Below are 8,556 nucleotides of genomic sequence, written 5' to 3' on the forward strand. Positions count from 1 at the left end.
TGATTTTAGAAGGATTATATCCACATTGGATCATATTTGTCCTCATATCCACTATTTTTATAATTTTCCTTTTGATTTTTTGTAGGTATTATGGGATAGGTTTTAATACAGTAGAGGAATACACTCTAGTATTATGTGGAGAGTTATGCATTGATAGAATCAAAATTGTATAGAAGTGCATAAAAAAAGACTCCATTTTACATGAAGTTCTTTCGATTTAGTATTTATAAATAGAGTAGTAGGAAGGTGTTACTACTCAAATAAACACGAATAGCCCTCTACTTTTGTTTTTTTCAAAAATAGAGAGCTAGTTGCTATTATTTTATTTTCATTGCGGTTAGCACCTGATCAGGAGTGGTTATTGTTACACCAGCACGTACTAAACGTTCAAAGGTACGCATAAACTCTAGTAAATTAAACTGTTTTGGTAGCTCAATCACACGCAGCTGCTCTTGCGGTAGCTTATCAATTTCTTCAATAAACCATTCACGTACATCACTTGGAATTGTGCGTTCTTTATGGCCGCGTACTTTTAATTTTTCGCGCATTTCAATTTCTAAAGCAATATATGCATGGAGATTCACACCTTGATCATATGCATATTTTCTAAATAACGTTTCTTCCTGATATTTTAAATAATTACGGTGATAAGATTCTTCCGTCACAGGTACCGCAAATTTCTGCTTCAGTAGTGTATGCACATTCTTAAACATCTTCTTAATGTTGTGAAGAGAGTACATAGAATAATGTAAACCGAAATTAAAGACAGCTTGCTCACGGTCACTATTTCTCTCTTTTGGTATATGTTGCGCAATAAGAGGGTAGATACCTTCTTTCGCTGCAGCATCAAGGATTTGATATTGAGATGTTTGATGCAATAGTTTTTTCAATGTATATACAATTTTCGTTGGATATCCTTCTTTTCGATCAATCATGTCACGGAGTCCGCGAATTACACTGCGGATTTGACGATGACAAGTATGCTTTAATACATGAATGAACTTATTCATGTCTGCAGACAGTTCACCGATATTCATCTCCTGTAGAACTGCTTCTATAAACTTTGCCTTGCGAGCATAGGTGGTTTTTGGTGTAAATGGATCCCTGTGTTGCTCTTCTCCAGATTCTTTTGTACATAAAAAGTCTGAATGAATAGATAGATATAAGGTTGTATATCGTTTTGTATGCTTTACCCCTTTTTGCATTTTGCAAATTTTGAATAGGGGATTCCCCGTACATGGTAATGCCGTTGTTAATTCATCGATAACGGAACGGATTTGATGCGGATATTTTTTATGTAAGAAACGATACATCCCACCGAAGTGAGTTTTGTTTCCTCTTTCATCCTGCTTGTCCAATGAACGCTTTAATGTTGTTTCTGTATGTTGTTGCATGGCAATGTCTAAGAATAGTTTCTTAGCCGCTACAGATAGCTTAAAGAAAGCCTTAGTAAATACAACAGGACTAATATATACGTATGGATTTGCTTTTTCTGTTTCCTCATTCATAAAATGAGTCAGCTTGATTGTATATCGGCCATCTACTCCGTTTTCAATGGAGATAATGTTATGTAAGTTTAATTTCTTTAATGCAATATAGAATTGAGAATGTTGGATATAAGCAAATTCTTCTTTATATTGCTTGTAATCTTCCCACATCATATTTATTGTTACATTTGGAATGACACCATTAGTAAAGCATTTCTTATGTAGATATAAGAAAACTTCAAGATCAGCATTCGTAATGCCGTATAATTTATGTTTTCTTCCTGTTTTTTCAGCAAGTGCAGACAATGCGCGACGTGAAAAAGATGGCTTGGCTTTTTCGACAAAACCTTCTTCGTCAGCAATACGTTCTTCGTATGTCATGTGCTGCAGAATATCTTCTAAATATGTATCTTTATAGCTGTAGTACTTATCTTCAAATGCTTCTACAAGTTTTTGCCAAGACTTTAGTGTTACTAACACGGCATTGGTTGTTTTCCCATTTAAGCTACGTTGATTTCGTATTACAAATGATTTCCCCATCTTTTTCACCTCCGTTCTACAAATTCAGAAATATATGCCAAAAGACTATAAAATATACCAATTTTGATTATAGCAAAACGAATTTTGTAAAAATGTGCCCTTTAAGAGAGAATTTTAAAAAAGGCAACACCTTACGAGCCTTAGAGCCACAAGGGATAGAAAAAAAGTTTGATTTTTTTTTTGGTACGCAACTTGGGAAGGAGTGTTGCTTTTTTCTTGTATGATGCTATTTATTGAGAATAGGAGAAATCCTTTAATATCAATACTCTATAGATATTCCAATTGATTTTTGGTACGCAACTTGGGAAAGATGTTGCTTCTTTTTCGCGAAAATGGGTACGCGACTTGGGAAAGGATTTCTGTGAAATATATAGTTTGTTTTAGATTAAATGTTTTAAATCACCTGATATAACAGCATTTGTAGCTGGTTTTATTAGTAGTATAGGTACGCGACTTGGGAAAAATGTTGCTTATTTTTAATGTGAAATTAAATAATTTAAATATTAGGTGTTGCTTGTTGCGAAAAATAAGTACGCAACATGGGAAGAATGTTGCTTGTTTTAGTAAAAGAGTACGTAACATTGGAAAAGCGTTGCTCATTTTATATTAAAAGTACGCAAGATGGGAAAGATGTTGCATGTTTTACAGGAAAGGTACGCAAGTTGAGAAAGATGTCGCATGTTTAACTTATAATTAGTGTAAAACGAATTTTGTAAACTTATAAAAATTAAATGTATTGTTGCTATTACAAATACGAAAGGGAAGAAGATAGAGAATTTATTATTTTGTACTATTTATACTAATTTAATTCTATTACCTTATTGTATTAATGAAAATATAATATATAATTTTATGAATATAAAAAGGTGATAGGAGAAAGATATATGCTGGAAAAATTGAATAGATTTATGTTTGATTTACCTATAATTTGGTTTGTATTACTTATGGTATTGGGATCATTTTTACTTGTGATGCCATTAGATTTATTTTTACCGGCAATAAAACAACATCCAATAAAGGAAGAACCCGCTATTATACAGATTTTAGTAGGAGTATTTGCGGCACCTGTATATGAAACAGTAATTTTTCAGGTGTTTTTATTTTGGGTATTAAGTTGTATTTCTCTTATTAAAGATCGTGATTTTCTTATCATTTTAATAGCATCGATTATATTCGGATTAATTCATTCAGATGGTATTACTTATATAGTCGCTACAGCAATAATTGGAGTATTATATAACTATGCTTATTGGGTATATCAAAAAAAGAATGAAAAAGTAGAAGTTACATTATCTGCTTTTTGGATTGTTGTTTTGATTCACTCACTACATAACTCTATTGCTGTTATAGCATCACAGTTATAAATGTTTTAAAGAATACTTTATACTATTAGTAATGGATTTTAAGTTAATAATTAATGGGAATTGAGTTGTTTATAAAAAAAGAGGCATAGAATGTTTTTCTATGCTTCTTTTTTATGTGAACTTATATTTATTTGTTTACTTTTATTCCACCTTAAATAATGAATTTATTTCAAATCTACTGAACCCTCAAAGCAAACCTTTATAAAAAGGTTTGTTAAATATTATTCCCACTACTCATAATCAATTGCATTTTAATTTTCTTTAATAAGTGTTCATAAAAGTTTCCTGCTTCTGGATAGATACCTTTCTCATGGGCACTTCAGTTTACAAAAAGATATTAATTGTTCATCATATTTTCGTTAGCTAAACAATAGGAATATTCATTGGAATGCTCAATAATAATATATCCTATCGAAACTCTAATTAGAATGGTATGAATGATAAGTAGCAATTGATATAATTGTATTAGAAGCAATTAGGAGGATTATTAGTGGAAAAGTTAAAAGTACTATTTCAAAACACCTTATATATAGCATACCCTCTACTAACTGGAGTTGAGGGAAGTGAAAGAGTGTTAAATAAATGGCAACAATTCTATCAAGATGTAGAAAGAGATCTACAGAGGATATACAACTCAACTTATTCGTCACAGACTTTCGAAAGACTAGTGAAATGGGTTTCTAAAAAGGAAGCTTTAGGATTATCGGCGATAGACATTCTTCCAAAATTAGATAATTATAAGGGAGAAATTTTTGAATGTCTAAAAGATGATTTATATATGGAATTTGGGATTAAATTGCCTGTTGTCGCAAAAGAATTACCTTTAGATACAGAGGCTAAGAGTGATTACATAGAGCGAAGTAATGCAGGGTTTATGTACCATTTATCAGACACTATTGCTAAGAATAAGTTTACAGATGACCAAGATAAGAATGTACGTATTGCTCAATTGCAGGATAAACAAAATAGTCTAGTCGTAGTATCGTCACATGACGATGGTGATATGAAGTTACAAAGGGAAGAGTTAAAAAGATGGAATACCTTGATTGACTCTACTTTTTTAACACGAGTAATGGATGATTTGACGGCAGATTGCCTTGATATTGTAACAGAACTGTGGGTAAAGAGTGCGGAAAATGATAAGACTATTGCGCCTGTACATTATGAACAAATATTAGATATGTGTAATATGAAACAAATCAAAAATGGTAAGGCTTATTATCGAAAAGAAGACAGATTAAAGATTATGGAGCGTTTAGCTGCTCTTGCTAGTATTTTTATTTATGTAAATGAAGATAATGAGATCGTGATATTAAATGAAGAGGATCCAAATGAAACCTTGGCTTATAAAAAGCAAAGAATTAGAAGGTTATTTGTAATGGATGAAATTATCATTGCAAAAGATATTGATACGGATAAAACATTGGGAATAGAGAGTATGAACGTTACACCAGGTAGTTTTTTATCGAAATATCTATATGGTTCTGAAAAACTAACAGGTTTATTATCTAAGAAAGCATTGGAGTATAACAGCAAGCAACAAAGATATCACAAACGATTAACCAGATATCTAAGTTGGCGTTGGCGTATTCAACAATCATATCAACATCTAACACATTCATATAGTATTGGTGGTCCTAAAGGGTTATTACAAGTAATGGAAATCAGTATGAATAGAAAACCAAGCCTTACAAGACAAGTTTTTGAAAAGACGTTAGATGATCTTATGAGGGACCAAGTTATTAAGGAATGGAAGTACTCTCCTGAAATTGATGAAGAGAAATGCAAGGGGAAAAACTGGTTTGAGAATTACTGGCTAAAATTAAAAGTAATTATTTCTCCGACAAATGAACTTGTTAAATTACAACAAGAGTTGATTACTAAGAAAAGTAAGCAGCAGTCACCATTAATTATCGAGATTGAAGAAAAGCCACCTGTAATTGAAGAGAAGCCAATAAGTATACCAAATCAAGAAATACCTAATAGTATTGAGTTCTATATTGAAAAAATGAACACGTATAAAGAGAAGAATAATAAAAGTATTCGTGAGCTAGCGAAAGAAATTGATATTTCGTATTCAACGCTTTCAAGGATGCTATCAGGTAAAAGAAAACGATTAAATGATGACACGAAAAATAAACTGGATAAGTGGATAGAGAGACAAGAGGTAATGAACTTATTATAAAAAGCCTATAAATGGGAAGGGATAAAAGGTGCAAAGAAAATGCTAGAAAGTATAAAGGATATAGGAGTTAGCAATTGGATTGGTTTAGTCTCAATTGTGGTAGCGATTTTTATTGGTGTTAAATCAATAAAGTTTGCTAAAGGTGCACTAGAACATAGTCAAAGGTCACTTATTGTTAATGAGAGCTATAAACCGATAATTAATGATATCAATAATTATCGTAATCTAAAACCATTTTCTTCTCAACCTTTGGATTTTAGTGGGATAAAGGCAGTTAAAAATGGATATATATTTGATGCACTTGAGGAAGATTGGAAACAGAAAATAAATAAAATATTAGAAAAAGAAAATAATATAAATAAAATAAAAAAAAGTTTAGATGGAATAGCATCTAATGCTATATGTGAAGTCATTAATAAATATATAGAAAAAACTGATTACGAGGAAGAAGTAGGAAATATAGAATTTAAGATGAATGGTTCAAAACTTTACGATGTATTAATGAGCAATAATTTGTATTATCTACTAGTACGTTCTCATGTAAAACCTGAAATTTATTGTGAGATTTTGGTTGAACATATTGAATATGATCCAGAGGCTGGTGAAATACCTGTTAAACGCTCAGAGTGTTTACTGCCTATTGAAAAAGCTTTTGAAAAATATATGAATATAGGGTTAGATCCTAATAATGAACTCCCACAATTTGATATCGACAATATAGAAAAACAAATAATGCGAGTTATTAACAATAACCCTAAACATATAGTGATGGAGAATGAGCGTACAGAACTTATTAAAATCTTTAATATATTACAAGATGAAATAAATGAGCGAATTAGAGAGTTGATTATTCCAGGTCATAAAAAGAAAAGAAAGACTTCTATATAACAATTATTGAAAAGATATTAATAATTTAAGACAGAATATATAGCCCTTAGTATAAAAAGGAATCTGGTATCTATTAAGATATCAGATTCTTTTTTATGAAGGTATATACGAGTGGATATAAATTCCAATATAAAATATAATTCAAAATATGATGATATATCATCTGCAATAACGCAAGGTTTACCTCTAGAAGGGGAAATTTAAAGTAGGGAGTAATTAAAATGAATGAAAAAACAAAAGAGACTATTTATGCAATGGCTAAGGGGGCTGCAGGTACTGTACCGGTAGCAGGACCGATGCTTTCAGAACTATTTGGAGTTGCATTTGCAGATCCTGCAAGTAAGAGAAGAACTGAAATTTTGGAAGAAATGGATCGTAGGTTACATGCTCTTGAGCAAAAAGGTTTTAATATAAGTGAACTAGCTGATAATCAAGAGTTCTTAACAGTTGCTATGCAAGCATATTCAATAGCTTTAAAAACACATCAAAAGGATAAAAGAGTAGCATTAATGAATTCAATTTCCAATACGCCTAAATTGGGGATAGAAGAAAATGAAAAGTTAATGTTTTTAAATTATATAGACCAATTTAATGAATGGCATTTGAAAATATTATCATTCCTAAATTCTCCAGAATCTTATTTTACAGCTGAAACAAGACCTAGCCTTTTCTCGGGAGGAAAATCTACAATTTTAGTTTCAGCATTCCCCGAATTAGGAGACAGACGTGACTTTTATGACCAAATCGTCAGAGATTTGAAAAATAGAGATTTAATTGCCTATGACACACTTCATAATACAATGAGTGAAACAGGATTGTGGCAATCAGGTACTACAGAGGTTGGAAAAAGATTTTTAGAGTTCATTTCAGAATAATCTAAGCAAAAGTCTATAACTTAGAAGAATCTGTTTTAATTTTTAGAGCGGATTTTTCTAAGTTTATCCGTGAAAGACTGCTTATTTCATAGATTAGCATTATGCTAGATGGTAATCAAATTATACAAAAGGAGAGATTTGATGAGTAAGTTATTTTTAACTTTGAATATAAATTATTATTTCTTTAAATTACTAATAACTTACTTAAGTTATTAAAACTTGTAAAACACCTTGCTACTATAATCCTAATTGTGTAATATATAGGTATATTGTTAGTTTATTTGATTCCGTTTATTCCCACACCTTTTTTTTGTGTTGTGGTTGAGTTGTAGAAGCAAGTTGCGTCTTGTTTCATTTATGAAAGGGCTTCTTTGAGCCGATTAGTGTATATATAGCTTATTTTGCTATGCACATTTTTAATCGACTTGAAGAAGCCCTTTTTGTGTTGTTTTCAAGTTTGCAGGCGGGGTTATTTATGATTCATAAAATAACAAATTAAACAGTAGAGGAGATAATAAAATGAAAAAAGATTGTAGTCACTTACAACCAGTACCAACAGTAGAGGAACATAAAGCACGAATGGAAAAAAATCAGAAATCATATGCTGCACCAGCAATGTCATCTGAATCAAGAGCAAGAGTGAATCAAATGAGAGGATGTTTTGAAGCTGAAATTATATTACCAGATGGGAAATTTCAATACTTTAAACCAGATACTCTTAATGAAAAGGTTGCTATTCAAGAAATCGCTTTATATATTGAAGGCATACAAGAAGCAAAAGAAGGCTATGTAATCTTATGGCGCTTTGTCGGGCAACAAAGTTTTTACCATGGTACAAAGATCGTAGCTGAACCGAAGATTCGTTCAATCCTACGTAAATTGAAAGATTATTTTTTTGATTACGAAGAAGTTGTATACGAACCTGAAAAATAAGAGAGATAGAGGGAAATGTAAATGAAAAAAGATAACACTTGGACAGAATTAGATAATCCAAAAGAGCAGGAAACAAGAAAGCCATCCCAAGAGCCGGATGATATATTTGCTGGTATGGATGAGTTACCGGAGATTACAGATGAAGAACTACCATTTTAATAAGGTCGAGGTAGTTTATAGAGGGTAAAAGGAAGAACTAAGTGATGTATTTACTTGGATCTTCCTTTTTTTAATGTAAAAAAGAACTTGGAGGGAACGATTATGCGGTGCGAGACGTTCTCGAG

7 protein-coding genes are annotated in these 8,556 nt (G+C 31.4%); 6 read left to right on the forward strand and 1 reads right to left on the reverse strand.

The features are described from left to right. Nucleotides 1–317 precede the first annotated feature (317 nt). Entirely contained in the window at nt 318–2,027 is a 1,710-nt protein-coding gene (locus K5S59_RS13815; protein ID WP_212956304.1) for a hypothetical protein, read from the reverse strand. Between the two features lie 884 nt (nt 2,028–2,911). On the opposite strand from K5S59_RS13815, the gene K5S59_RS13820 reads away from it, so the two are divergent. From K5S59_RS13820 to K5S59_RS13845, 6 genes are all read left to right on the forward strand, one after another. Continuing rightward, complete coding sequence (locus K5S59_RS13820) at nt 2,912–3,391, forward strand: CPBP family intramembrane glutamic endopeptidase (RefSeq protein ID WP_000890576.1); 480 nt, start codon at nt 2,912–2,914, stop codon at nt 3,389–3,391. Between the two features lie 490 nt (nt 3,392–3,881). Further along, nucleotides 3,882–5,576: a helix-turn-helix domain-containing protein gene (locus K5S59_RS13825; RefSeq protein WP_220784057.1), complete on the forward strand. Its 1,695-nt coding sequence runs from the start codon at nt 3,882–3,884 to the stop codon at nt 5,574–5,576. A gap of 39 nt (nt 5,577–5,615) precedes the next feature. Further along, the gene (locus K5S59_RS13830) at nt 5,616–6,464 is read left to right on the forward strand and encodes a hypothetical protein (protein WP_048568096.1); all 849 of its coding nucleotides are present in this window, start codon (nt 5,616–5,618) and stop codon (nt 6,462–6,464) included. Nucleotides 6,465–6,685: 221 nt separating this feature from the next. Then, nucleotides 6,686–7,339 carry a hypothetical protein gene (locus tag K5S59_RS13835; RefSeq protein ID WP_001003375.1) on the forward strand — a complete coding sequence of 218 codons (654 nt, stop codon included), beginning with the start codon at nt 6,686–6,688 and terminating at the stop codon, nt 7,337–7,339. 519 nt (nt 7,340–7,858) lie between these two features. Next, the gene (locus tag K5S59_RS13840; RefSeq protein ID WP_000710699.1) at nt 7,859–8,272 is read left to right on the forward strand and encodes a DUF6018 family natural product bioysynthesis protein; all 414 of its coding nucleotides are present in this window, start codon (nt 7,859–7,861) and stop codon (nt 8,270–8,272) included. 21 nt (nt 8,273–8,293) lie between these two features. Next, nucleotides 8,294–8,431 (forward strand): hypothetical protein, encoded by a 138-nt coding sequence (locus K5S59_RS13845; RefSeq protein ID WP_000711015.1) that lies wholly within the window; start codon nt 8,294–8,296, stop codon nt 8,429–8,431. Nucleotides 8,432–8,556 lie beyond the last annotated feature (125 nt).

The organism is Bacillus sp. BML-BC051 (assembly GCF_019656175.1).
In the GTDB taxonomy this organism is placed as follows: domain Bacteria; phylum Bacillota; class Bacilli; order Bacillales; family Bacillaceae_G; genus Bacillus_A; species Bacillus_A mobilis.